Raw genomic sequence first — 24,128 nt, forward strand, 5'->3', positions numbered from 1 at the left:
CCGCCCCGAGATTCGCGCAGCGAATCAGGGGCGCGGGGAACCGCGCGACCAACCGACTACGGCGCCGCGCCCGGCGACGGCCAGAGCCTTGCAGCCCGGTGGCCGTACCGGCAGCGGCGCCGAGGGGGCCCGGGGGTCTCCCCCCGGTTTCGGGAAGGGGCGGGGTCGGGGGACGAGCCCCCGGCCCCGCCGGACCACCGCGTCAGACGCGGGGCTTCTCGCGCATCTCGAAGGTCTCGATCTGGTCGTCGACCTTGATGTCGTTGAACGACCCCAGGGTCAGACCGCACTCGAAGCCTTCGCGCACCTCGGTCGCGTCGTCCTTGAACCGGCGCAGCGAGTCGATGGTGAGGTTCTCCGCGACGACCTTGCCGTCCCGGATGAGCCGCGCCTTCGCGTTCCGCCGCATGATCCCGGACCGCACGAGGCAACCGGCGATGGTGCCGAACTTGGAGGACCGGAAGATGTCGCGCACCTCGGCGGTGCCGAGCTGCACCTCCTCGTACTCCGGCTTGAGCATGCCCTTGAGGGCGTTCTCGATCTCCTCGATCGCCTGGTAGATGACCGAGTAGTACCGGATGTCGACGCCCTCGCGCTCGGCCGCGGTCCGCGCACGCCCCTCGGCGCGCACGTTGAAGCCGATGATGATGGCGTCCGAGCCCATCGCCAGGTCCACGTCGGACTCGGTGATGGCACCCACACCGCGGTGCAGGATCCGGAGCTCGACCTCCTCGCCGACGTCCAGCTTGAGCAGCGCGTCCTCCAGGGCCTCCACGGAACCGGAGACGTCGCCCTTGATGATGAGGTTGAGCTGCTCGATGTCGCCGGCGGCGATGGCCTTGTCCAGGTCCTCCAGGGAGACCCGCACCCGGCGCTGCGCGAACCGCGCGTTGCGCTCGCGCGCCTCGCGCTTCTCCGCGATCTGACGGGCCGTCCGGTCGTCGTCGACGACCAGGAAGTTGTCGCCGGCGCGCGGCACGGACGTCAGACCCAGCACCAGGACCGGACGGGAGGGCCCGGCCTCCTTGAGGCTGTTGCCGTTCTCGTCGAGCATCGCCCGGACGCGGCCGTGGGCGTCGCCGACCACGACCGAGTCGCCGACCCGCAGCGTTCCGCGCTGGACCAGGACGGTCGCCATGGCGCCGCGCCCCTTGTCCAGGTGGGCCTCGATCGCGATGCCCTGCGCGTCCTGCTCCGGGTTGGCCCGGAGGTCGAGCGAGGCGTCCGCGGTGAGGACCACGGCCTCCAGCAGGCTCTCGATGTTGAGGCCCTGCTTGGCGGAGATGTCGACGAACATGGTGTCGCCGCCGTACTCCTCGGCCACCAGCCCGTACTCGGTCAGCTGACCGCGCACCTTGGCCGGGTCGGCGCCCTCGACGTCGATCTTGTTGACCGCGACCACGATCGGCACGTCGGCCGCCTTGGCGTGGTTCAGCGCCTCGACGGTCTGCGGCATCACGCCGTCGTTCGCCGCGACCACCAGGATCGCGATGTCGGTCGACTTGGCACCGCGGGCACGCATGGCGGTGAACGCCTCGTGACCGGGGGTGTCGATGAAGGTGATCGGGCGCTCTTCGCCGTTCACCTCGGCCGCCACCTGGTACGCGCCGATGTGCTGGGTGATGCCGCCGGCCTCGCCCGCGACCACGTTCGACTTCCGGATCGCGTCCAGAAGGCGGGTCTTACCGTGGTCGACGTGGCCCATGACGGTGACCACGGGCGGACGCGGAGCGAGCTGCTCCTCGCCGCCCTCGTCCTCGCCGAACTCGATGTCGAAGGACTCCAGGAGCTCGCGGTCCTCGTCCTCCGGGCTGACGATCTCGAGGGTGAAGCCCATCTCGTCGGCCAGCAGCTTCAGCGTGTCGTCGGACACGGACTGAGTCGCCGTCACCATCTCGCCCAGGTTGAACATCACCTGGACCAGCGAGGCCGGGTTGGCGTTGATCTTCTCCGCGAAGTCGGTGAGCGAGGCACCGCGCGACAGCCGGACCACCTGGCCGTTGCCGCGAGGCAGCATGACGCCGCCCACGGACGGGGCCTGCATGGCCTCGTACTCCTGGCGCTTCGCCCGCTTCGACTTACGGCCGCGCGCCGGACGCCCGCCCGGGCCACGCCCGAACGCACCCTGCGTGCCACCGCGGCCACCCGGGCCACCGGGACGTCCGCCGAAACCGGGACGGCCACCGCCGCCACCGAAGCCGCCCGGACGCGGGCCGCCGAAACCGCCGCCGCCGCCACCGGGACGACCGCCACCGCCGCCACCGGGACCGCCGGGACGACCGGCGAAGCCCGGACGACCGCCGCCGCCACCGGGACGACCGCCCGGACCGCCGGAGCGGCCGCCGGGGCCGCCCGGACGCGCGCCACCGCCGGCGGCGGGACGCGAGGGCATCATCCCCGGGTTGGGACGCGGCATGTTGCCCGGAGACGGACGCGCGCCGCCCTGCGGACGGGGCATGCCGCCGGGGGCCGCACCGCCGGAACCGCCGGGACGCGGGCCGCCGCCCGGACGCGGAGCGCCGGGACGCGGGCCGCCCGGACGCGGAGCGCCGGCGCCCTGGCCGCCGCCCGGACGGGGGCCGCCGGGACGCGCGGGACGGTCGCCACCGGGGCGCTGCCCCGGCTTCGGCATCCCGGTGCTGCCCGAGGTGAAGGGGTTGTTGCCCGGACGCGGGCCGGCCGGACGCGGGGCCGGGGCCGGACGCGGACCCGGACGCGGGCCCGAGGCGGCCGGACGGTTCCCGGCCGGGGCCTCGCCGCGGCCCTGGCCCTGGTCGCCCCTGGGCTGCGGGCTCTGCTGCTTGCTCTCCTCCGCCGGCGGCGCGGAGAACTCCGCCGCCGGGGCGGCCGGCGCGGCCGGACGCGGCGCGGCCGGAGCCGGACGCGGACCCGGACGCGGGCCGGAGGCGGCCGGACGGGCGGCACCGCCGTCGGCGGGCGCGCCGGCGGCCGGACGCGGCGCCGCGGGGCCGGCGGCCGGACGCGGCGCGGCCGGACCGGGGCGCGGCCCCGGAGCGGCGGGCTTGGCCGCACCGGCGGAGCCGCCGGCCGGCTTGGGTGCCGCGGGCTTGCGCGCCGCGGGCTTGGCGGGAGCGGCCCCGTTGCTTCCCTTCGCACCGGAAGCGGAGCTGCTCTTGTTGAAAGCGTTCTCAAGCTTGCGTACGACAGGCGCCTCGATGGTCGACGACGCCGAACGGACGAACTCACCGAGTTCCTGGAGCTTGGCCATGACGACCTTGCTCTCTACCCCGAACTCCTTCGCGAGTTCGTAGACCCGGACCTTAGCCACTTCGCTCCTTCTCGGTCCGGGGTGGTCGTCCGCCGGACCGTCGCTATTTCTGCATGGGCGTACTCATCGCGTACTCATCGAGTGCTCATCGCAATCTCGACCTACTTCCGACTCGCGAGGTACCTGTGCTCAGCACGGACTTGGCCGTCCGCACACTGTGCTTCTGACGAACACCCCCGCCCAGGGCGAGGGTGGTATTACCGCGGCTCCGCGTCAACGCCTTTCCGGCGCAGCGACCGCGTCACCGCCGACCTGCTCGCCCACGTACCGGGCCAGCTGCTCCGTGTCGAGCGGGCCCGGGCGCCGCAGCGCCCTCGGGAACGCCCGGCGGCGCAGCGCCAGGTCGAGGCAGGTCCGGTCGAGGTGGAGGTGCGCCCCTCGGCCGGGAAGCGAGCGGCGCGGGTCCGGGACGCAGGCGTCCCCGATCGCGACCACTCGCAACAGGTCCCGTCCGGCCGCTCGCTTGCGACAGCCCACGCAGGTGCGTTCCGGGCATGCGACAGCATGCGTCCGGCCAGACACAACCAAGTCTACCCCTCTGAAGGTCTCCACTCCCCTCCCGTCGATCAATGACGGCAGGGGCCCCCGACGCTCGCCGGGCCGGGCAGGCGCCTCACCTGGCAGAACCGGCCCGGCGGTCGGAGGATTCCCGCCGGCCGGGACTAGTCGCCGGCCGGGCTCTCCGCCTCGTCGGCGGTGTCCGGGCGGATGTCGATCCGCCAGCCGGTCAGCCGCGCGGCCAGGCGGGCGTTCTGCCCCTCCTTGCCGATGGCCAGCGAGAGCTGGTAGTCGGGCACGGTGACCCGGGCCGAGCGGGCGTCCCGGTCGACGACCTCGACCCGGCTCACCCGGGCCGGGGAGAGGGCGTTGGCCACCATCTCCGCCGGGTCGTCCGACCAGTCCACGATGTCGATCTTCTCACCGTGCAGCTCGGCCATGACGTTGCGCACCCGGCCGCCCATCGGGCCGATGCAGGCGCCCTTGGCGTTCAGCCCCTGCTTCACCGAGCGCACCGCGATCTTGCTGCGGTGGCCGGCCTCGCGGGCGATGGCGGCGATCTCCACCGAGCCGTCCGCGATCTCCGGGACCTCCAGCGCGAAGAGCTTCCGCACCAGGTTGGGGTGGGTGCGGGAGAGGGTGACCGAGGGGCCGCGGACGCCCTTGCGGACCGCGACCACGTAGCACTTCAGCCGCACGCCGTGGGCGTAGTCCTCGCCCGGCACCTGCTCCTGGGAGGGCAGGATCGCCTCCAGCTTCCCGATGTCCACCAGGATGTTCTTGGGGTCCTTGCCCTGCTGCACGACGCCGGTGACGATGTCGCCCTCGCGGCCGGCGTACTCGCCGAAGGTGACCTCCTCCTCGGCGTCCCGCAGGCGCTGCAGGATGACCTGCTTCGCGGTGGTCGCCGCGATCCGGCCGAAGCCGGACGGCGTGTCGTCGAACTCGCGGGGCTCGGCGTCCCCGCCCGCCGCCTCGGCCTCGTCGGGGGTCTCCGTCGCCCAGACGGTCACATGGCCGGTCTTGCGGTCCAGCTCCACCCGGGCCCGCTGGTGCGAGCCCTCGGTGCGGTGGTAGGCGATGAGGAGGGCGGACTCGATCGCCTCCACCAGGAGGTCGAACGAGATCTCCTTCTCCCTCACCAGACCGCGCAATGCGCTCATGTCGATGTCCACGGCTACGCCTCCTCCTTCTTCTCGTCCCCCTCGTCGGAGGCGTCAGACTTCTTGTCTTCCTTGCGGTTGAACTCGACCTGGACCCGCGCCCTGGCGATCTCCGCATAGGCCAGCCGGCGCTCGGACGGCTTGCCGCGGCCCTTCACCGGCGGGATCTCCAGCAGGACTCCGCCGTCCTCGGCCTCGTCGCTCTCCAGCACCCGGCCGACGGCCTCTCCCCCGGGGACACCGTCGGCGAGCCGCGCCTCCACCAGCCGGCCGACGGCGCGGCGCCAGTGGCGGGGGCGGGTGAGCGGACGGTCCACGCCCGGGGAGCCGACCTCGAGGACGTACTCTCCGTCGCCCATCGCGTCGGACTCGTCGAGCGCCTTACCGAACTCCCGGCTCAACTCGGCGACGGTGTCCAGGCTGACGCCCTCGTCGCCGTCGACGACCACCTGGAGGCGGCGGCGCTTGCCGGCCTGCGAGACCTGGATCTCCTCCAGATCGAGGCCCGCCTCGGCGGTCAGTGGTTCCAGCAGGGCACGCAGCCGATCGCTCTGGGTATTGCTCATCCGGGTGACTCCTCGGCCGCGTCTGCTGTTGTCGGAAGGTCGTGTGTGTGGAGGCCAACTCTATCGGGTGGACACCGGATATGCCGATTCGCCGACGGGGTCGTCCACGGGTCGGCGGCCGGTTCGCTGCCGGGGGCGCCACCGCGATAACGTCCGCTGCGTGCCGCCGACCTCGCTGCCCCACGACACCACAGCCGCCACCGCCGCCACCGCCGCCCCAGCCGGGGCCGGATTCTCCGCCCCCCGTCGGCGGATGCTGCTCGCGGCCGGTTCCGCCCTGCTGCTGAGCGCCTGCGGCGCGGGCGGCGGCCAGGGGCCGGGAAGCGGCTCGGCCGCCGACCGGGCCTCCGCCGCGTCCGTGGCGGACGCCGCGGACGCGCGGCTGCGCGCCCGGGGCGCGTCCGCCTCGCGGGCGCTGCTGGCCCGCTACGACGCGACCCTGACGGTCCGTCCGGAACTGGCCGGGGTGCTCGGGCCGCTGCGCGCGGAGACCGCCCGGCATGTCGCGGCGCTCGATCGGAGCGCCTCGGCGCCGGCCTCCGCGAACTCCGCGACCGCGTCCCCGTCGGCGTCGGAATCGGCCCCGGCGTCAACACCGGCCTCCGCTGACGGTGGGTCAGCCCAGGTGCCCGGCGATCGGCGGGGCGCCCTGCGGGCGCTGGCCGACGCCGAGCGGAAGGCCGGGCAGGACCGGGAGGGGCAGCTGAACGCCGCCTCGCCCGCCCTGGCCCGGCTACTCGCCTCGATCGCCGCCTGCAACGCCGGCCACGCCGAACTGCTGGGGGCCGCCGCATGAGCAGCAGCCCGGGGCCGTCCGCCCGGTCCACCGCCACTTCCCCCCAACTCTCCGCGCTGCAGGCCGCGTTGGCCGCCGAGCAGGCCGCGGTCTACGGCTACGGCGTGGTCGGCGCCCACCTCGGTGGCCCGGCCAGGGGCCGGGCCACCGACGCCTACCAGGCGCACCGGACCCAGCGGGACGCGCTGGCCCGGCGGATCTCCGCGGCCGGCGCCACCCCGACCCCGGCCGCTCCCGCCTACGGTCTGCCGTTCGCGGTGAACGACCCCGCCTCCGCGACCCGGCTGGCGGTCGTCCTGGAGGAGCGGCTCGCCGACGTCTACGCCAACGCGGTGCAGGCCTTCCCGGCCGGCCAGGACCGCGCGGAGGCCGCCGCCGCGCTGCGGGACGCGGCCGTGCGGGCGGTCCGCTGGCGCGGCTCCTCGGTTCCGTTCCCCGGTCTGGGAGCGGGTTAGCCGACCCCGCCCCGGCGTGGCCCACAATGGTTCGGCAACGGAGCACACGCCACGGAAGGGCCGACATGACGGGAGTACCCGTACCGGAGCGGCTGCGCCGCACCATCGACGCCTGGGAGGGGCCGGCCGGGCAGGACTGGCTGGCCCGGCTGCCGGCCGCGGTGGAGGAGTTCGCCGAACGCTGGGGGCTCACCGTCGAGCGGGTCCCGGAGCCCGGCGGGCAGATCAGCCTGGTGGTCCTGGTGCGTACCGGGGACGGCGCCCCGGCGGTGCTCAAGCTGGGCCTGGTCGGCCCGGAGACCGCGCAGGAGCCGGCCGCCCTGGCCTGCTGGGACGGCGCCGGCGCGGTGCGGCTGCTGGAGGCCGACCCCGAGCGCGGGGCGATGCTCCTGGAACGGCTCTCCGGGGAGGTCTCGCTGCGCTCGCTGGCCGCGTCGCGGGCCATGCTGGAGGCCGCCGAGACCATCCGCAGGCTGTGGATCCCGGCGCCGGACGGGCACCCGTTCACCACCGTCGAGCAGCGGGTCCGGGAGCTGCTGCCGACCCTCCTCGTCCGCCGGGACGCCGCCGGCAACGAGGAGTTGCGGCCGCTCGCCGACGAGGCCGCGGCGGCGGCCGAGGCGCTCCTCGCCGAGCCTCCCGCCGAGGAGGGGCCGGTGCTGCTGCACGGCGACTTCCACCAGGGGAACGTGCTGGCCGGGGAGCGGATGAAGTGGCTGGCCATCGACCCCAAGCCGCTGGTCGGCGAGCGCGCCTACGACCTGGCCTGGCTGGTCCGGGACCGGCTGGACACCCTGGCCGGCTCCCCGGGCCCGGCCTCGGCGACCCGCCGCCGGCTCGGCCGGCTGGCGGACGCGCTGGAGGTGGATCAGGACCGGCTGCGCGGCTGGAGCCTGTTCCGCGCGGTGGAGGCGGGGCTCTGGTGCCTGGCGGTCGGCGACCGGCAGGGCGGCGAACTGCTGCTGGAGTTCGCGAGCTGGGTGTCGGCCTGAGGCGAGTCGCCCTCAGGCCCTGGCGAGGCGCCGTCAGGCCCCGGCGCGGAGCGGCAGGTACGCGCCCATCACGGCGTACGGCAGGGCGGTGTTCGGGAAGAGGACGGGCCGGGCCAGATCGACGTAGCCGAGGGAGCGGTACAGCCGCCGGGCGGGGGTCTCCCGGTCGATCGCGGAGAGGATCGTCCTGCTCTGCGCGACCCCGGAGCAGAGGTTGGTGATCAGCCCCCGGCCCAGGCCGATGCCCTGGTAGCCGGGGAGGACGTGGAGCTCGGTGACGGCGAAGGCGTCGTCCAGCCACTCCCCGTGCCCGGCCTCGTCGAGGTACGGCTCGATGACCGAGCTCCACCAGTGGGTGCGGTCGTTCGGCATCCCGTAGCCGAAGCCGACCAGGCGGCCGGAGTCGGCCAGGAGCGCGCCGAACGCCCTGGTGCCGGGGAGGGTCGCGTGCCGGACGACGATCTGCTGCCGTACCGCGACCTCCTCGGCGGTCAGGCCGAAGGCGTGCGCCTGGACGTCGAGCGCCTCGGCGGCGCGCGCGGCCAGGTCGATCGGCGAGATCGTGACACCCTCCATGGCCGCGCACGTTACCGTCAACGGCAGCCCGGGGCGACCGGACTGCGCGCTCTTTCCAGCCGGTTCGTCACCGCGGAGCGCGGGACGCCGAGCCGCCGCCCGGGCCACCGCCCGGCCCGGCGGGCGGCCGCGAGGTCACGGAAGCCGAGGCGGACGGCGCGGCCGTGGCCGGCGCGGAACTCGGCGCGGCCCCCGGGGCGGAGGTCGCCGGCACGGCCGAGGTCGGCGCGCCGGCCTGCGTCGATCCGGGCATGGACGGCGTCGCCGTGCCACCGGCGGCCGGGGCCGAGGCGGACGCCGAGGAGGCCGGTGCCGACACCGTCGGCGAGCCCGACGGCGAGGCCGCGGAAGGCGCCGCCGCCTGCGGGCACTTGAGGTTGGTGAGCGAGGCCGCGAGCCGCTGGGTGAGGAAGTCGAAGAGGTTCATCCCCGCGGTCGGCGAGGGGGCGCCGACGGTGAACTGCCGGTCGGCGTTGATCCGCTTCGGCCCCAGCGAGGCCAGCCGGCTGCAGTACAGCGTCGGCGATCCGTTGTCGGCGGCGCTCAGCCTGCGCTGGTCGACACCGCTCCGGTAGAGGTTGGTCTTGGTGGCGCTGAAACCGCCGTTGGCGGTGAGGACCATCGGGTCGTTCATCGGCACCAGTGCGGTCGGCGCGGCCTGGTCCTTCGCCGCCTGGAGCTCGTCCAGCGCGAGGGAGGTCAGCTTGTTGCCGGGAACGGCCAGGTCGGGGGCGGTCCACGGGGTGCAGCCGAGCGCCGGGTCGACGAAGGCGTCCAGCAGCAGGTTGTCGCTTCCGTTGAGCAGTGGCGCCCCGGTACCGGCCGCCTGTGCCCCGGCGGGGGTGTTCTGCGCGGTCCTGCCGTTCGCGGTGGCGAGGTACTCGGTGGTGACGTTGTCGCTCTGGTCCTGGTCCACCAGCCCGAAGTCGCGGGTGGTCAGGCAGGGTTGGCCGTCCTTGGCGGTGCCGAGCGGCGGCACCGCGAGCCGCCCGGCGGCCTCCGCCTGGTTGGCGGCGGAGAAGAACGCGGGGGCGTTGCAGTAGGCGAACTGCCCGAACGGGGAGCCCGTGCCGTTGACGCAGCTTCGGGCACCGGCGCCGGACAGCCGCAGCGTGGTCCCGTTGAAGCCGAACCAGATGCCGACGACCGCGCCGGCCGGCAGCTTCGGGGTGACGGGGGCCGCCGCAGGCTGGGTGCCGGCGTCGACCACCAGCGGGTCGTAGACCGAGACCGCCCCGGTGGCCGGATCCACCGCGGTCGCCTGGACGAAGGCCGACTGGTTCACGTCGGCCTCGTGGCAGGGGCCCTGCGCCGGGTCGGTGGCGGTCAGCTGGTAGGGGGTGGCGAGTCCGGCGGCGGAGGTGGGGGCGGCCGGGACGGAGAGGGTGCAGTTCGGGTTGGGCTGCGCGGCGGCGGCCGCGCCGGCCGGGGCGGGGGCGCCGCCGCCGGTGGCGCCGAACGCGACGCCGAGCACCGCGGCCAGCGCGACCAGGGCGCCGATCGCCGCGCCGATCGCCGAAGTCCGATGGCGGGCAAGGACGTTGGCGGGGGCGGGGAGGCCCCGCCGGCCGTGTCGTCGGATGGGACGGTTGGGTGACACCGGTACTCCTCCTGCCGTGGGGGGCAGATACGGCGGGGAGCCTAATCACCGGATCGGGGGACGGGAGGGCTTCGGTGGACTTCCGTCAGAATTGAACCGGGCGCGGTCGGCTTGCGTACCGCGTCCCACCGGCCTCAGAAGAGGACGCTCATGAAGGCGCCGACCTCGGCGAAGCCGACCCTCCGGTACGCGGCCCTGGCGGGCTGGTTGAAGTCGTTGACGTAGAGGCTGACGACCGGGGCCACCTCGCGCAGCGCGTGCTCGACGACGGCGGCCATGCCGGTCTCGGAGAGGCCCTGCCCCCGGTACTCCGGCGCCACCCAGACGCCCTGGACCTGGCAGGCCAGATCGGTGGCGGCGCCGATCTCCGCCTTGAAGACGACCCGGCCGCGGTCGTCGAAGCGGGCGAACGCCCGGCCGGTGGTCACCAGTTCGGCCACGCGTGAGCGGTAGAGCAGCCCGCCGTCGCCGGAGAGCGGGGAGACCCCGACCTCCTCGGTGAACATCGCCACGCAGGCGGGCATCAGCAGTTCGATCTCGTCCCGGCGGACCCGGCGGACGTGGGGGTCCGCGGCGATCTCCTCGGACGGGCGGTCGGTGGCCATCAGCGGCTGGCAGGCGCGGACCTCGCGGGCGGGCCCCCAGACGTCCGCGAGCCGGTTCCACAGGTCCGCGGTCGGTCCGGCGGGCCCGACTATCGAGGAGCAGCGCCGGCCCTGGCGGCGGGCCCGCTCCGCGAAGGCGCGGACCGCCTCCGGGCGGGCGTTCACCAGCACCAGGTTGGCGCCCGCGTAGCAGAGGGCGTCGAGCCGTCCGTCGGGTCCGTCCCAGCCCCACATCTCGCCGCCGAGGCGCCACGGGTCCAGGCCCGCCAGCTGGACGCGGGCGGCCACGAAGGCGTTCGCGACCGGGTCGCGGTCGAGCACGGCCTGCGCGTCGGCGAGGTCGCCGGCGTCCAGAAGCCGAGTCGCTAGGGAGGAACTACTCAACACTGATGTCTCCGCGGTGCGGCGAGCGGCGGCGTTGTCGCCGCGGGCGCAAGCACGATATCCCTCCGGGACGGGTAACGCGACGCCGGGCCTTTCGGGGCCGCCCGAACACAGCGACGAAGTCGCAGGTCAACGGGCGCCCTTCGGGCTCACCGGGGCCGGGGGCGGGCAGCCCCGGAGGAAACGGCGAAAGGGCGGGGCCGGGGCAGGAAGAGGGTCAGGCGACGGGGGTGACGACGGGTTCGCCCTCGGCGTCGACGCCCATCTCCTCGGCCAGCTTCATCGCCTCGTCGATCAACGTCTCCACGATCTTCGACTCCGGCACCGTCTTGATCACCTCACCGCGCACGAAGATCTGCCCCTTGCCGTTCCCCGACGCCACCCCCAGATCCGCCTCACGCGCCTCACCCGGCCCGTTCACCACACACCCCATCACCGCCACCCGCAACGGCACCTTCAACCCGTCCAGGCCGGCGGTGACCTCCTCCGCCAACTTGTACACATCCACCTGCGCCCGCCCACACGACGGACACGACACGATCTCAAGCCCCCGCTGCCGCAACCCCAACGACTCCAGGATCTGCGACCCGACCTTCACCTCCTCCACCGGAGGCGCCGAGAGCGACACCCGGATCGTGTCCCCGATCCCCTCCGCCAGCAACGCCCCGAACGCCACCGCCGACTTGATCGTCCCCTGGAACGCCGGACCCGCCTCCGTCACCCCCAGATGCAACGGATAATCACACGCCGCCGCCAACTGCCGATACGCATTGATCATCACCACCGGATCGTTGTGCTTCACCGAGATCTTGATATCCCGGAACCCGTGCTCCTCAAAGAGCGAGCACTCCCACAACGCCGACTCCACCAACGCCTCCGGCGTGGCCTTCCCGTACTTCTCCAGCAACCGCTTGTCCAACGATCCCGCGTTCACCCCGATCCGGATCGGCACCCCCGCCCCCGACGCCGCCCTCGCGATCTCCCGCACCTTGTCGTCGAACTGCCGGATGTTCCCCGGATTCACCCGCACCGCCGCACACCCCGCATCGATCGCGGCGAACACGTACTTCGGCTGGAAATGAATATCCGCGATCACCGGAATCGGCGACTTCCGCGCGATCGCCGGCAACGCCTCCGCATCATCCTGCGACGGCACCGCCACCCGCACGATCTGACACCCCGACGCCGTCAACTCCGCGATCTGCTGCAACGTCGCATTCACATCCGTCGTCGGCGTCGTGGTCATCGACTGCACCGACACCGGCGCACCCCCACCCACCGGCACCGAACCCACCATGATCTGACGACTCAACCGCCGCTCAGCCAACGGCTGCGGCGGGACGGACGGCATTCCGAGCGAGACTGAGGTCATCTCTGCGTGCTTCCCCATGGGTTCGGATGTGACCAGATGTAGGCGGTCCGGCCGGGGCCCGGTCGCGGACCGGGAGGACGAGGGCCGATCACTTCGAGGACCGGGCCGTTCGTACTCCCGTTGACCAACCGTACGGCACCGCACCGAGCCCGGGCCCGCAGGCCGGGGCAACGCAACCCGACTGCGCCCCGCGCGTTCCCGCCGCGTCACCGTACGTCAACGCGCCCGTCGGCCGGGGCATGGCCGGCGGCCGGTCAGTTCAGCCGTACCGGATTCACCACGTCCGCGATCATCACCAGCACGGTGAAGCAGAGGAACACCCCGGCCACGACGTACGCCACCGGCATCAGCTTGGCCACGTCGAAGGGGCCGGGGTCGGGCATCCGGAAGAGCCGGGCGGCGTGCCGGCGGACGGCCTCCCACAACGCCCCGACGATGTGCCCGCCGTCCAGCGGCAGCAGCGGCAGCATGTTCAGCAGGAAGAGCGAGAGGTTGAGCCCGGCCACCAGGTTCAGCATCATCGCGATCCGCATCTCGGCCGGGATGTGCATGGAGAAGACCTGGCCGCCGACCCGCGCCACGCCGACCACGCCCACCGGCTGGTCCGCGGTGCGGGCCTTGCCCTCGAAGGCCGAGCCCCAGAGCGCCGGGATCTTGGACGGCAGGGAGGCGATGGACTGGACGCCGCTCTCCGCCATCTTCCCCATCTGGTCCAGGCTCTCGCCGAAGCCCAGGTGCTGGACGCCGGTGGCCGGGCTGAAGCCGAGGAAGCCGGCCTTCACCGTGCCGCTGGTCGGGTTCCCGTTGGAGTCCACCTTGGCCAGGGTGTTGGTGACCAGTTCGGCGTGGAGGGTGAGCGGCCTGCCGTCGCGGACCACGCCGATGGCCACGGTCTGGCCGGCCGCGTCCCGGATGTCGTTCTGCAGCTGGTCGTACTTCTTGATCCGCTGCCCGTTGAAGCTGACGATCCGGTCGCCGGCCCGGAGCCCGGCCTTGGCGGCCGGCGAGAGCGGGGCGTTCCGGGGGCAGGTGTCGGTCTTGGCGGTGGCCGAGACCACGCACTGGGAGACCGAGGAGACGGTGGGCACCTCGGTGGTGATACCGAAGCCCATCAGCACCACGAGGAAGAGGAGGAAGGCGAGGATCAGGTTGTGGAAGGGGCCGGCGAACATCACGATCACCCGCTTCCACGGCTTGCGGGTGTAGAAGAGCCGGTTCTCGTCGCCCTCCCCGACCTCCTCGTAGGACTGCTCCCGGGCGTCCTCGATCATGGACCGCCAGGGCGAGGTGGAGCGGGCGGTGACCCTCCCGTCCTTGCCGGGCGGGAACATCCCGATCATGCGGATGTAGCCGCCGAGCGGAACGGCCTTGAGCCCGTACTCGGTCTCGCCCCTCTTCCGCGACCACACGGTCGGGCCGAAGCCGACCATGTACTGCGGCACCCGGATGCCGAAGGTCTTGGCCCAGGTCAGGTGCCCCAGCTCGTGGAAGGCGATGGACACCCCCAGGCCGAGGGCGAACACGACGATGCCGAGCACCGTCATCAGCGTGGTCATCGGCCCTCCTGCAGAGCGTGGGGTATCCGTGGGACCGGTCGGAACCGTGGAACCCGTAGGACTTCAGTCATCATCATCCGCGAACCTGTGTAAGCGTCAGCTCAACATGTGGGCGTTCACCCTGACCGGCGACCCCCCGATCGGGTCGACCACCCCGAGGCGCCGCCCTGAGGCGGTCACCCCGATGCGTCACCCCGCGGCGAGCTCGCGAGCCCGAGCGCGCGCCCAGCTCTCGGCGGCGAGGACGTCGTCCAGGGTGAGCCGGGTTCCGGGGGCGGGCCGTCCGTGCTCCCCGACCACCTTGGCGACCGTGTCCACGATCGCGGTGAAGGCGAGCCTGTCCTGGAGGAAGGCGTCCACGCACTCCTCGTTGGCCGCGTTGAAGACGGCCGGGGCGGTCCCGCCCAGCTGCCCGACCTCGCGGGCCAGGCCGACGGACGGGAAGGCCTCCTCGTCCAGCGGGAAGAACTCCCAGGTCGAGGACTTGGTCCAGTCGAGGAAGGGGCCGGCCTCCGGCACCCGCCGCGGCCAGCCGATGCCCAGCGAGATCGGCATCCGCATGTCCGGGACGCCGGCCTGGGCCATCGTCGAGCCGTCCACGAACTCGACCATCGAGTGGACGATCGACTGCGGGTGGACCACCACCTCGATCCGCTCGAACGGGATGTCGTAGAGGAGGTGGGCCTCGATCACCTCAAGGCCCTTGTTGACCAGGGTGGCCGAGTTGATGGTGATCACCGGGCCCATGTCCCAGTTGGGGTGGGCCAGGGCGTCCTCCTTGGTCACCCCGGAGAGCTGCTCCCTGGTCCGGCCGCGGAACGGGCCGCCGCTCGCGGTCACCACCAGCTTGCGGATCTCCGCCCGGGTGCCGCCCATCAGCGCCTGGAAGAGCGCCGCGTGCTCGGAGTCCACCGGGACGATCTGGCCCGGCCGGGCCAGCTCCTTCACCAGCGGACCGCCGACGATCAGCGACTCCTTGTTGGCCAGCGCCAGCACCCGGCCGGCCCGCAGCGCGGCGAGGGTGGGGGCGAGGCCGATCGAGCCGGTGATGCCGTTGAGCACGGTGTGGCAGGGCGCGGCGGCGAGATCCGAGGCGGCGTCGGGTCCGGCGGTCAGCTCGGGCAGCGGGCGGCCGCCGGCCTTGGCCCGCAGCGCCTCCCGGACCGCCGGCAGGGCGTCCTCGCGGGCCACCGCCACGGTCCGCACGCCCAGCTCCAGCGCCTGCTCGGCGAGGAGCTCCGGCCGCCCGCCGGCGGCGGAGAGGCCCACCACCCGGAACCGTCCGGGGTTGCGGGTGACCACATCGATGGCCTGGGTGCCGATCGACCCGGTCGAGCCGAGGATCACCAGCTCCCGGGGGCCGTCCGGATCGGCGCCCGGGGTCGGGGCGGGCTGGAAAACGGTGTGCGGCGTGGCGAGCGACTCCATGCGCCCCATTCTGTCCTGCGCGCGGGCCTCCATGGGGCAGCGCCCCTCCCCCGTTCTCCCCGGGCCGGCTCACCTGCCGTTCGGATGCCTGGCGAACCAGGTGAGGAAGGGCCCCGCCGGGGAGCCGAGCCCGGTGGCGTCGTCGTAGCCGGCGGCGGCGCGCAGCGAGTCGTCGTGGGCCAGCTCGACCAGCACCGGGTTGCCGTTCCGGTCGCCCGCGATCAGCTCGGGGGAGGCGGTCAGCCCCTGCGGCGGGGTGGTGACGTCGTGGAAGGTCCCGGCGGCGGACTTCGTCTGGGCGTAGAGGGCGGGGGCGGCGAAGCCGAGCGGGGTGCCCCCGGCGGCCTGCTGGGCCAGCGCCTCCATCGCGGAGAAGAGCGGCGTGGCCAGGCTGGTGCCGCCGACCGGCTGGAAGGCGAAGCCGCTCACCGCGGCGGTGAACGTCACGCCGTCGCCGGCCGCGGCCGGCCGGGCGACCACGGTGGCGGTGCTCTGGCCGACCGCGAGGCCGGTCAGCCCGTCCGCGTCCATCGCCACGTCCGGCACCGCCCGGGCGCGGGTGGTCAGCCCGGCGGGGACGACCCCGCGCTGGTAGAAGGGCTGCTGGTAGACCTGGCTGACGCCGCCGCCCCCGGCGCCCATCCGGACGCCGTTCGCCTGGGTGTCCCAGCTTCCGTTCGCGTACGGGAAGCCGACGTCGCCCCAGCTGCTCTCCCAGCCGTAGGAGCCGTCGCTGCCGACGGCCAGCGAGGTGCCGCCGACCGCGGTCACCCAGGGGTTGGCGGCCGGGTCGGAGACCTCCGGTGTGGGGGCGCCCTTGGCGGTGTAGTCGCCGTCGTCCCCGGTGGCCGCGTTGAACGAGATGCCCTCGACGGCGCCCTCCTCGAAGATCTGCGACTCGGCGCCGAAGACGGACGGGTCGGTGGCCCCCTCCGGGCCGCCCCAGGAGGCGCTGACGATGTCCGCTCCGTGGGTGGCCACGACGGTGTGGAGGACCTCCACGAAGTCGGCGGCGTCCGGGGACCGCACCCCGTAGTAGACGATCTTCGCGTCCGGGGCGAGGGCGTGCACCGCCTCGACGTCCAGGGTCTCCTCGCCCCACCAGCCCTGCGCGTCCGCCGCGCTGCTGCCGGTCGCGTACGAGGCGGGGAGCACCTGGCGGAACTGGCCGGGCGTCAGCTCGGGCAGCCCGGCCGCCCGGGACCAGCGGTCGACGTCCTCGACGATGGTCGGCGAGGCGAAGGCGTCCACCACGGCGACGGTCGCCCCGCGACCGGTCAGCCCGCTGCCCTCGACTCCGTAGGCCGAGCGCAGCTGGGCCGGGCTGTAGCCGCAGACCGCGAGCGGCACCGGCCGGCCGGTTCGGGGCGAGGGCGGGGCGCCGGCCAGGGTCTTCTCGCCGAAGTAGGTGCTGCAGGTGCGGGTGGAGGCGCCGCCGAGGGCCGGCGCGCGCGGCGGGCTGACCGGGTCGGAGGTGGTCAGGCCGGTGACCCCGGCGACGTAGTCGCCGACGTCCGGCGGGAAGGCCGGGCGGCTGGTCGGCGAGAGGTAGGCGTGGCCGCTGTGCCGGTAGCGGTGGATCCGGATGCCGAGCACCTCCTCGACCTTGCCGATGGTGGTCCGCACCACCACCGAGTCGGCGTCCTCGGAGACGATGGTCATCCCGTTCTGCCGGACCCAGGCGGTGACCGCCTGGGCGGCGTGGGCCCGGGTCCGGAACCGGGTGGCCAGCTGGGCCGGGGACAGGTAGTGGTGGTAGTCCGGGTCCCCCGGGGTGCCGACCCGGGCGGCGAGGCCGGCCAGGTCGGCGGGGCTGTTCTTGGCGAAGTAGACGGTGCCCGAGACGGTCGTCCGGGGGTCGGCGGCCCCGAGGTCGTTGGCGGGCGTGGCCCAGATCGGGGGCGCCCAGGAGGCCTGCGAGCCGGGCAGCGCCATGCTCCCCGCGGAGTCGCTGGACGCCTCGGCGCCGGCTCCGCCGCCGGCCGTCCGCACCCCGACCACCACGCCCGCAGCGACGACGAGCGCGGCGAGGACCCCGCCGATCACCCATCCGCGCCGCCGCGGCGGGCGCGGCGGCGGGGGTGGGACCGACGGGCCGGACGGAGGACCGGAGGACGGCGGACCTGAAGGCGGCGGACCAGACGGAGGCGGGCCGGAAGCCGGTGGACCCGACGGCGGGCCCGGCACGCTCGGCAAATGCCCGTACGGATCGTGATCCATGACGGCTTCTCCCCCCGGGTCCCCCTGACCCGCCGTCACCAAACGGTAGCAGCGCGGGGCCGCCCCGCGCGGCCGGGGCGAGCCCTACCGGATGGGCCGGTGGACGTTCTTCACCGCGCTCGCACCCGGAGTCGCGTCCGCGATCCACGGGCCGTCGCCCGAGGGGTCGAGGACGCCCTCCTCCAGCCACTCGTAGCGGCCCGCGACGACCCGCTCGGCCAGCGCCCGGTCCACCGCGTCGGTGTTGGTCCACAGCCGGCCGAACAGCTCCTCGACCCGCACCTCCGCCTGCCGGCAGAACACGTCCGCCAGCTCGTACGCGGCCCGCCCCAGCTCGGGGTCGCCGCCGCGGCCGCGCAGCATCTCCGCCCGCACGCAGACCGCGCTCATCGCGAACAGCTCGGCGCCGATGTCGACGATCCGGCCGAGGAAGCCCTGCTTGGTCTCCATCCGCCCCTGCCACCGCGACATCCCGTAGAAGGTGCTGCGCGCGACCCGGCGGGCCGCCCGCTCCACGTAGCGCAGGTGCCGCGCCAGGTCGGCGCAGCCGGAGGGGTGGAACTCCCCGTACGCGCCCGGGAGTTGACCGGGGCCGGCGACCAGCTTCGGCAGCCACCTGGCGTAGAAACCGCCGGCCCGCGCCGCCGCGCGCCCCTTCCTCCGCAGGTCGGCCTCCGGGTCGATGATGTCCCCCGCGACCTTCAGGTGGGCGTCCACCGCCTCCCGGGCGATCAGCAGGTGCATGATCTCGGTCGAGCCCTCGAAGGTCCGGTTGATCCGCAGGTCGCGCAGGATCTGCTCGGCCGGCACCGCCCGCTCCCCGCGCGCGGCCAGCGAGGCCGCCGTCTCGAAGCCGCGCCCGCCCCGGATCTGCACCAGCTCGTCGGCCAGCAGCCAGGCCTGCTCGGAGTTGTAGAGCTTGGCCAGCGCGGCCTCGATCCGGATGTCGTTGCGGTCCTCGTCCGCCATCTGCCCGGCCAGCTCGACCACCGCCTCCAGCGCGAACGCGGTGGCCGCGATGTGCGCGACCTTGGCCGAGACGGCCTCGTGGGCCGCGATCGGCTTGCCCCACTGCTCGCGGACGCCGGTCCACTCGCGGGCGATCTTCAGGCACCACTTGGCGGCCCCCGCGCACACCGCCGGCAGCGAGAGCCGCCCGGTGTTGAGGGTGGTCAGCGCGATCTTCAGGCCCGCGCCCTCGGCCCCGATCCGGTTGGCCGCGGGCACCCGCACGCCGTGGAAGCGGGTCACCCCGTTCTCGATGCCGCGCAGCCCCATGAAGGCGTTCCGGCGCTCGACGGTGATCCCCGGCGCGTCGGCCTCCACCACGAAGGCGGTGATCCCGCCCCGGTGCCCCTCGCTCCTCGGCACCCGGGCCATCACCACCAGCAGGTCGGCCACCACCCCGTTGGTGGTCCACAGCTTCACGCCGTCCAGGACGTAGGCGTCGCCGTCCTCGGTGGGCACGGCGGCGGTGGCCAGCCGGGCGGGGTCGCTGCCCACGTCCGGCTCGGTGAGGAGGAAGGCGCTGATCGCGTCGCGGGCGCAGCGCGGCAGGAACGCCCGCTTCTGCTCCTCGGTGCCGAACAGCTTGAGCGGCTGCGGGACCCCGATCGACTGGTGGGCGGAGGCCAGCGCGGCGATCGCCGGACTGACGCTGCCGATCAGCGCGAGGGCGCGGTTGTAGTGCACCTGGGAGAGGCCGAGGCCGCCGTACTCGCGGTCGATCTTCATCCCGAAGACGCCGAGCGCCTGGAGGCCCTTGACCACCTCGTCGGGGATCCGGGCCTCCCGCTCGATCAGCTCGCCGTCCACCTCGGCCTCGCAGAAGGTGCGGAGCTCGGCGAGGAACGCCTCGCCCGCCGCCTCCGCCTCGGCGGTGGGCAGCGGGTGGGGGTGGATCAGGTCCAGGCGGAGGCGGCCGAGGAAGAGCTCCTTGGCGAAGCTGGGCTTGCGCCAGTCCTGCTCCCTGGCCTCCTCGGCCACCCTTCTGGCCTCGCGCTCCGTCACCTTGGGGGTGCCGGCGCCGGGGGCGCTGCTGGAACGGTCCTGCTGAGCGGTCATCGGGGCTCACCTCGCCGCGGAGGGGGGTTACCGGCTGGTGCTACCCGACCGTACCGACCGTCATCGAGTGATCACCATAGGTGAGCGTCCCGAGTTTCTCCGCGACCGGTCTCAGAGCGCCAGGCCGGTGAGCACCAGGACCCGCTCGTAGGTGTAGTCCTCCATCGCGTACGCGACGCCCTCACGGCCGACCCCGGAGTCCTTGACCCCGCCGTACGGCATCTGGTCGGCGCGGTAGGACGGCGCGTCGCCGATCACCACGCCGCCGGTCTCCAGTTCGCGGTGGGCCCGGAAGGCGGTCTGCAGGTCGTGGGTGAACACGCCCGCCTGCAGCCCGAAGCGGGAGGCGTTGACCAGCCGGAAGGCCTCGTCGGCGCCCTCCACCCGGTGGAGGGTGAGGACCGGGCCGAAGACCTCCTCACGGGCCAGCCTGACGCCGTCCGGCAGGTCGGCCAGAACGGTCGGCGCGTACGAGGCGCCCTCCCGCTTGCCGCCGGCGAGCAGCCGGGCGCCGGCCGAGACCGCCTCGTCCACCCAGGACTCCACCCGCTTCGCGGCGTCCTCGCTGACCAGTGGGCCGACGTCGACCGAGGCGTCCGAGGGGTCGCCGGTGACCTGGGCGCCGACCTTGGCCACCACCTTCTCCGCCAGCCGGTCGAAGACCGAGGCGTCGGCGATCACCCGCTGCACCGAGATGCAGGACTGGCCGCCCTGGTAGTTGGCGAAGGTGGCGATCCGGCCGGCCGCCCACTCCAGGTCCTCGTCGGAGGAGTAGTCGGCGAGGACGACCGCCGCGGCGTTGCCGCCGAGCTCCAGGGTGACGTGCTTGCGCGGCACCGAGTCCTGGATCGCGTGGCCGACGGTGTCCGAGCCGGTGAAGGAGATCACCGGCAGCCGCGGGTCCTGGACCAGGGCAGGCATCCGGTCGTTGGGGACGGTCAGCACCGACCAGGAGCCGGCCGGAAGGTCGGTCTCGGCCAGGATCTCGCCCAGCACCAGCGCGGAGAGCGGGGTGGCCGGGGCCGGCTTGAGAATGATCGGCGCGCCGACCGCGATCGCCGGGGCGACCTTGTGCGCGACCAGGTTGAGCGGGAAGTTGAACGGCGCGATCCCGAGCACGGCCCCGCCCACGAAGCGGCGGGTGAGCGCCAGCCGCCCGGTGCCGCCCTGGTCGGTGTCCAGGCGCTGGGCCTCGCCGCCGTTGAAGCGGCGGGCCTCCTCGGCGGCCCAGCGGAAGACCGAGACGGCCCGGCCGACCTCGCCCCTGGCCCACTTGATCGGCTTGCCGTTCTCGGCGGTGATCAGCTTCGCCAGCTCTTCGGTGCGCTCCGCGAGCCGCCTGGCCACGTGGTCCAGGGCGGCGGCCCTGACGTACGCCGGCGTCGCGGAGAACGCGTCGACGGCCGCGGCGGCGCCCGCCACGGCCTCCTCGACCTGGGCCTCGCTGGGCTCGGAGACCCGGGCCACCAGGGAGCCGTCCCAGGGGTGGTGGACCTCGAAGCCCTGCTCGCCCTCGACCGGCCGGCCGGCCAGCCAGAACGGGTGGGTGGTCGGGTGGGCAGTCGGGTGGGTAGTCGCCACGGAAGACACCGGCCCCTCGTCAACTCGTCGGAAACGCTCGAAGCACTGAACGCTGAGGGTCACCGTAGACGCGGGGCGCCCCGCCGTGACGGGACGCGATGGAGCGGACGGCCCGGGTTTTCCTACGGGCCGTCCAATGCGCGAAGGCCGCGGCTACTCCTCGGTGGCCCGCAGGGCCAGCCACAGCTCCATCCGCATGTCCGTGTCGTCCAGCGAGCGGCCGAGGAGCTCCTCGACCCGCCGCATCCGGTAGCGCAGGGTGTGCCGGTGGACGCCGAGGTCGGCGGCGGCCGCGTCCCACTGGCCGTGCCGGGCCAGCCAGGCACCCAGCGAGGCCACCAGGTCCCCGCGGGAGGAGGCGTCGTGCTCGCGCAGCGGACGCAGCAGCGCGTCCGCGTACGCCCGCACGGCGTCCTCGCCGAGCAGCGGCAGCAGGGAGCCGGCGCCGACGTCCTCGTGCTCGACCAGCCGGCGGCCGCTGCGCCGGGCGACCGCCATCGCCCGGCGGGCCTCCACGGCGGCCTCGCCCGCCTCGTCGATCAGCCCGGGCCCTGACACCCCCAGGACCACACCGTCCAGCTCCTCGACCGCGTCCGCGCAGGCCCGCTGGACCGCCCCGCCGTCCGTGACCAGCAGCACCGTCTGCTCGTCCAGCTGCGCGGCCAGCGCCCGCTCGCCGCCGCCCGCGGCGACCTGCTCGGCCCGGTCGATCAGCTGGTCGAGGGGGGCCTTGGCGCCCTCCTCCGCCGCCCTGCCGGACTCCTCGCCGCCCTCCGCGACGAGCACCCGGACGGGCTCGGCGGGCAGGCCGCCGAAGAGGCCGCCGGCGACCTCCCGCGCTATCCCCGTCTGGCCGTCCAGGATCAGCCGCAGCAGGGCCGTGGTCATCCGCTCCTCGGCGCGCCGCAGCCCGCGGGAACGCTCCAGGGTGAGGGTGAGGAGGGCGACGGCGGCGTTGAGGACGTAGCGCTCGGTGGCGGTGAGCCGGGCCTCGGTGCCCACGGCGAGATAGCCGCGGGCCCGGCGGTCGGCGCCGATGGACTGCAGGACGACGGCGTCCTCGTGCGCGGCGGCGCCGTCGCCGTTCCCGGTGCTGTTTCCGGTGCTGTTTCCGGTGCCGTTGCGGCGCTCAGACCGGTCGGCCGGCCGCTCCCCCTGCTCGGGATCGGCGAGGACGCCGCCCTGGATCGCGGCGCTGACCGGGGCCGGCCGGGAGCGCAGCCGCTCGACCTCGCCGCGCAGCCGGCCGGCGCGCTTCGCCGCCCAGCCGGGCGCGGAGGAGACCAGCGCGCCGGAGGCGTCGTAGAGCGCCGCCCACCCGCCGAGCCGGCGGGCCAGGGTGCGCACCAGGGCGGCCGTGCCGTCCTTGCCGAGGGCGGCCCTGGTCAGCTCCTCCTGGGCCTCGAAACTGACCGTCACGGCCTGGTACTGCTCGGCGGCGAGAGCGGCGGTGACCGCCTTGCTGATCGCGATGAACGGGGTCGGCTGGGGAACGCGGAGCAGCGGCAGCCCGCGCTCGGCCGCGGCCCCGATCATCGGGCCGGGCACCTCGGTGTGGCCGAGGCCGACGCCGAAGCCGATCCCGGCCACCCCGGCGTCCGCCAGCCGGTGGACGTAGTCGCGCAGCTGGTCGGGGTCGGGGCCGAGCTTCATCCCGGTGGTGAGCAGCAGCTCACCGCCCTCCAGGAACGGCGCCGGGTCCTCCAGCTCGCTGGTGTGCACCCAGCGGACGGGTCTCCGCAGGCTGCCCTCGCCGGCGGCCACCGAGAGCCGGAGCGGGGGCATGGCGACGATCGCCGCGACGGTGACGCCGCCGCTCCCGCCGCCGGCCGGGTTCGGGCCCGAGGCGCCGCGGGCGCGAGGACGGTGGGAGGGGAACAGCAGGGGGGACTTTCCGGCGGACATGTCACCTTCACTGGGCCTTCTTGGGCCACAGCGGACAGTGGCCGCCCCCGATTCTGCCTCAGCGGAGCATCGATGGGCGAAAGATGCCCCTTGGGGCCCTCCGGTCTACCTCTCGGGTTCCGTCTCGGCGTACGCCCGGCGCCGCCTCAGCCGTCGAGGAGGGAGAGCTGGAGGTGGGCCGAGACGACCCAGTTCGGGACGTCCACCACCTCCGAGATCTTCAGGTCCGCCGCCACGCTCGCCAGCAGGTACGCGTCCTCGGCCGCCAGGCCGGTGCGGCGGACGACCTCCTCGATCAGCGCCCGGGTCGCCTCCTTGCTCGCGGCCATCAGGTCCGGTCCGATGCCGGTGGTGGCGAGCGCCCGGCCGGTGCGCTGGGCCCGCTCGGAGGTCTCCAGGAAGGGCGTCGCCGGGGCCTCCCCCGGACGCAGCCCGATCCGCAGCCGGACCGTCCCGTCCGTCTCCACCCCGGTGCCGCTCACCTCGCCGTCGCCCATCGCCGCATGGACGTCGCCCAGCGAGAGGAGGGCGCCCTCGACTCCGACCGGCAGGACGAGCCTGGCCCCCGGGCCGACATGCCGGATGTCCATGTTCCCGCCCCAGCGGCGCGGCGGGACCATGCTGTGCGGGCCGTCCTCCGGCGGGGCGGTGCCGATGGTGCCGACCATCGGCAGGACGGGGACCGACAGGCCGGGGAGCAACTCGGCGCTGTCCGGGCCGATCTTGGAGATCCGCAGGTGCGGCTCCGGGAAGTCCTCGGCCAGCAGACCGAAGCCGGGGATGCAGCCGGTCCAGCCCCAACTGCCGGTCGCCATCTCCAGGATGTCCACCACCAGGGCGTCGCCGGGCCGGGCCCCGGCGATCCGGAACGGGCCGGTGACCGGGTTGATCCGGCCGAAGTCGAGGCCGGTCAGCTCGGCCGCGGCCGAACCCGCGGTCAGCTGGCCGCCGCTGGACTCCAGGGTCTCCACGGTGAGTTCGGCGCCGGGCTCGACCTCGGCGATCGGCTCGATCGTCCGGTCCCAGGCGGTGTGGGTGGCGCCGGCGCCGGTGCGCGTTATGTGCATTCGGATTCCGT

Annotated in this window: 18 protein-coding genes; 3 read left to right on the forward strand and 15 right to left on the reverse strand. The window is 74.1% G+C overall.

All coding sequences use genetic code 11. The features are described 5' to 3' along the window. Positions 1–202: 202 nt before the first annotated feature. From infB to rimP, 4 genes are all read right to left on the reverse strand, one after another. Entirely contained in the window at positions 203–3,289 is a 3,087-nt protein-coding gene (infB, locus tag BS73_RS36170) for a translation initiation factor IF-2 (protein ID WP_084704049.1), read from the reverse strand. Positions 3,290–3,502: 213 nt separating this feature from the next. Next, positions 3,503–3,811: a YlxR family protein gene (locus tag BS73_RS14090; RefSeq protein ID WP_084704664.1), complete on the reverse strand. Its 309-nt coding sequence runs from the start codon at positions 3,809–3,811 to the stop codon at positions 3,503–3,505. Between the two features lie 140 nt (positions 3,812–3,951). Beyond that, positions 3,952–4,962 carry a transcription termination factor NusA gene (gene nusA, locus BS73_RS14095; RefSeq protein ID WP_037572342.1) on the reverse strand — a complete coding sequence of 337 codons (1,011 nt, stop codon included), beginning with the start codon at positions 4,960–4,962 and terminating at the stop codon, positions 3,952–3,954. A 2-nt stretch (positions 4,963–4,964) separates the two neighbouring features. Then, complete coding sequence (gene rimP, locus BS73_RS14100; RefSeq protein ID WP_037572345.1) at positions 4,965–5,516, reverse strand: ribosome maturation factor RimP; 552 nt, start codon at positions 5,514–5,516, stop codon at positions 4,965–4,967. 160 nt (positions 5,517–5,676) lie between these two features. Here rimP and BS73_RS14105 point away from each other — a divergent pair, with 160 nt between their 5' ends. The 3 genes from BS73_RS14105 (at position 5,677) to BS73_RS14115 (ending at position 7,759) form a co-directional block, all read left to right on the forward strand. Beyond that, on the forward strand, positions 5,677–6,312 hold the full coding sequence (locus BS73_RS14105; protein ID WP_051939925.1) for a hypothetical protein: 636 nt from the start codon (positions 5,677–5,679) through the stop codon (positions 6,310–6,312). Beyond that, a complete protein-coding gene (locus tag BS73_RS14110; protein ID WP_051939926.1) occupies positions 6,309–6,767 on the forward strand; it encodes a ferritin-like domain-containing protein in 459 nt (152 codons plus the stop codon). Before BS73_RS14105 ends, BS73_RS14110 begins: the two co-directional genes overlap by 4 nt. A gap of 65 nt (positions 6,768–6,832) precedes the next feature. After that, positions 6,833–7,759: an aminoglycoside phosphotransferase family protein gene (locus BS73_RS14115; protein ID WP_037572348.1), complete on the forward strand. Its 927-nt coding sequence runs from the start codon at positions 6,833–6,835 to the stop codon at positions 7,757–7,759. Positions 7,760–7,792: 33 nt separating this feature from the next. Here BS73_RS14115 and BS73_RS14120 read toward each other — a convergent pair whose 3' ends face one another. From BS73_RS14120 to BS73_RS14170, 11 genes are all read right to left on the reverse strand, one after another. Beyond that, the gene (locus BS73_RS14120) at positions 7,793–8,335 is read right to left on the reverse strand and encodes a GNAT family N-acetyltransferase (RefSeq protein WP_037572351.1); all 543 of its coding nucleotides are present in this window, start codon (positions 8,333–8,335) and stop codon (positions 7,793–7,795) included. A 67-nt stretch (positions 8,336–8,402) separates the two neighbouring features. Further along, positions 8,403–9,935, reverse strand: coding sequence for a hypothetical protein (locus BS73_RS38750; protein ID WP_063836988.1), 1,533 nt, complete (start codon positions 9,933–9,935; stop codon positions 8,403–8,405). Positions 9,936–10,069: 134 nt separating this feature from the next. Continuing rightward, positions 10,070–10,924: a GNAT family N-acetyltransferase gene (locus BS73_RS14130; RefSeq protein ID WP_037572358.1), complete on the reverse strand. Its 855-nt coding sequence runs from the start codon at positions 10,922–10,924 to the stop codon at positions 10,070–10,072. Positions 10,925–11,141: 217 nt separating this feature from the next. Next, positions 11,142–12,296 carry a flavodoxin-dependent (E)-4-hydroxy-3-methylbut-2-enyl-diphosphate synthase gene (gene ispG, locus BS73_RS14135; protein WP_037579577.1) on the reverse strand — a complete coding sequence of 385 codons (1,155 nt, stop codon included), beginning with the start codon at positions 12,294–12,296 and terminating at the stop codon, positions 11,142–11,144. A gap of 254 nt (positions 12,297–12,550) precedes the next feature. Further along, positions 12,551–13,852 carry a M50 family metallopeptidase gene (locus tag BS73_RS14140; protein WP_037572361.1) on the reverse strand — a complete coding sequence of 434 codons (1,302 nt, stop codon included), beginning with the start codon at positions 13,850–13,852 and terminating at the stop codon, positions 12,551–12,553. 189 nt (positions 13,853–14,041) lie between these two features. Continuing rightward, on the reverse strand, positions 14,042–15,280 hold the full coding sequence (gene dxr / locus BS73_RS14145; RefSeq protein WP_037572363.1) for a 1-deoxy-D-xylulose-5-phosphate reductoisomerase: 1,239 nt from the start codon (positions 15,278–15,280) through the stop codon (positions 14,042–14,044). Positions 15,281–15,349: 69 nt separating this feature from the next. After that, positions 15,350–17,326 carry a S53 family peptidase gene (locus BS73_RS14150; RefSeq protein WP_051939927.1) on the reverse strand — a complete coding sequence of 659 codons (1,977 nt, stop codon included), beginning with the start codon at positions 17,324–17,326 and terminating at the stop codon, positions 15,350–15,352. 258 nt (positions 17,327–17,584) lie between these two features. Continuing rightward, positions 17,585–19,564 carry an acyl-CoA dehydrogenase family protein gene (locus BS73_RS14155; RefSeq protein ID WP_037572366.1) on the reverse strand — a complete coding sequence of 660 codons (1,980 nt, stop codon included), beginning with the start codon at positions 19,562–19,564 and terminating at the stop codon, positions 17,585–17,587. Positions 19,565–19,675: 111 nt separating this feature from the next. Then, the gene (locus BS73_RS14160) at positions 19,676–21,145 is read right to left on the reverse strand and encodes an aldehyde dehydrogenase family protein (RefSeq protein ID WP_037572368.1); all 1,470 of its coding nucleotides are present in this window, start codon (positions 21,143–21,145) and stop codon (positions 19,676–19,678) included. A 153-nt stretch (positions 21,146–21,298) separates the two neighbouring features. Continuing rightward, positions 21,299–22,930 carry a PucR family transcriptional regulator gene (locus BS73_RS14165; RefSeq protein ID WP_037579580.1) on the reverse strand — a complete coding sequence of 544 codons (1,632 nt, stop codon included), beginning with the start codon at positions 22,928–22,930 and terminating at the stop codon, positions 21,299–21,301. 266 nt (positions 22,931–23,196) lie between these two features. Further along, positions 23,197–24,117 (reverse strand): acetamidase/formamidase family protein, encoded by a 921-nt coding sequence (locus BS73_RS14170; RefSeq protein ID WP_037572370.1) that lies wholly within the window; start codon positions 24,115–24,117, stop codon positions 23,197–23,199. Positions 24,118–24,128 lie beyond the last annotated feature (11 nt).

It is taken from the genome of Phaeacidiphilus oryzae TH49, from assembly GCF_000744815.1.
Classification (GTDB): Bacteria; Actinomycetota; Actinomycetes; order Streptomycetales; family Streptomycetaceae; genus Phaeacidiphilus; species Phaeacidiphilus oryzae.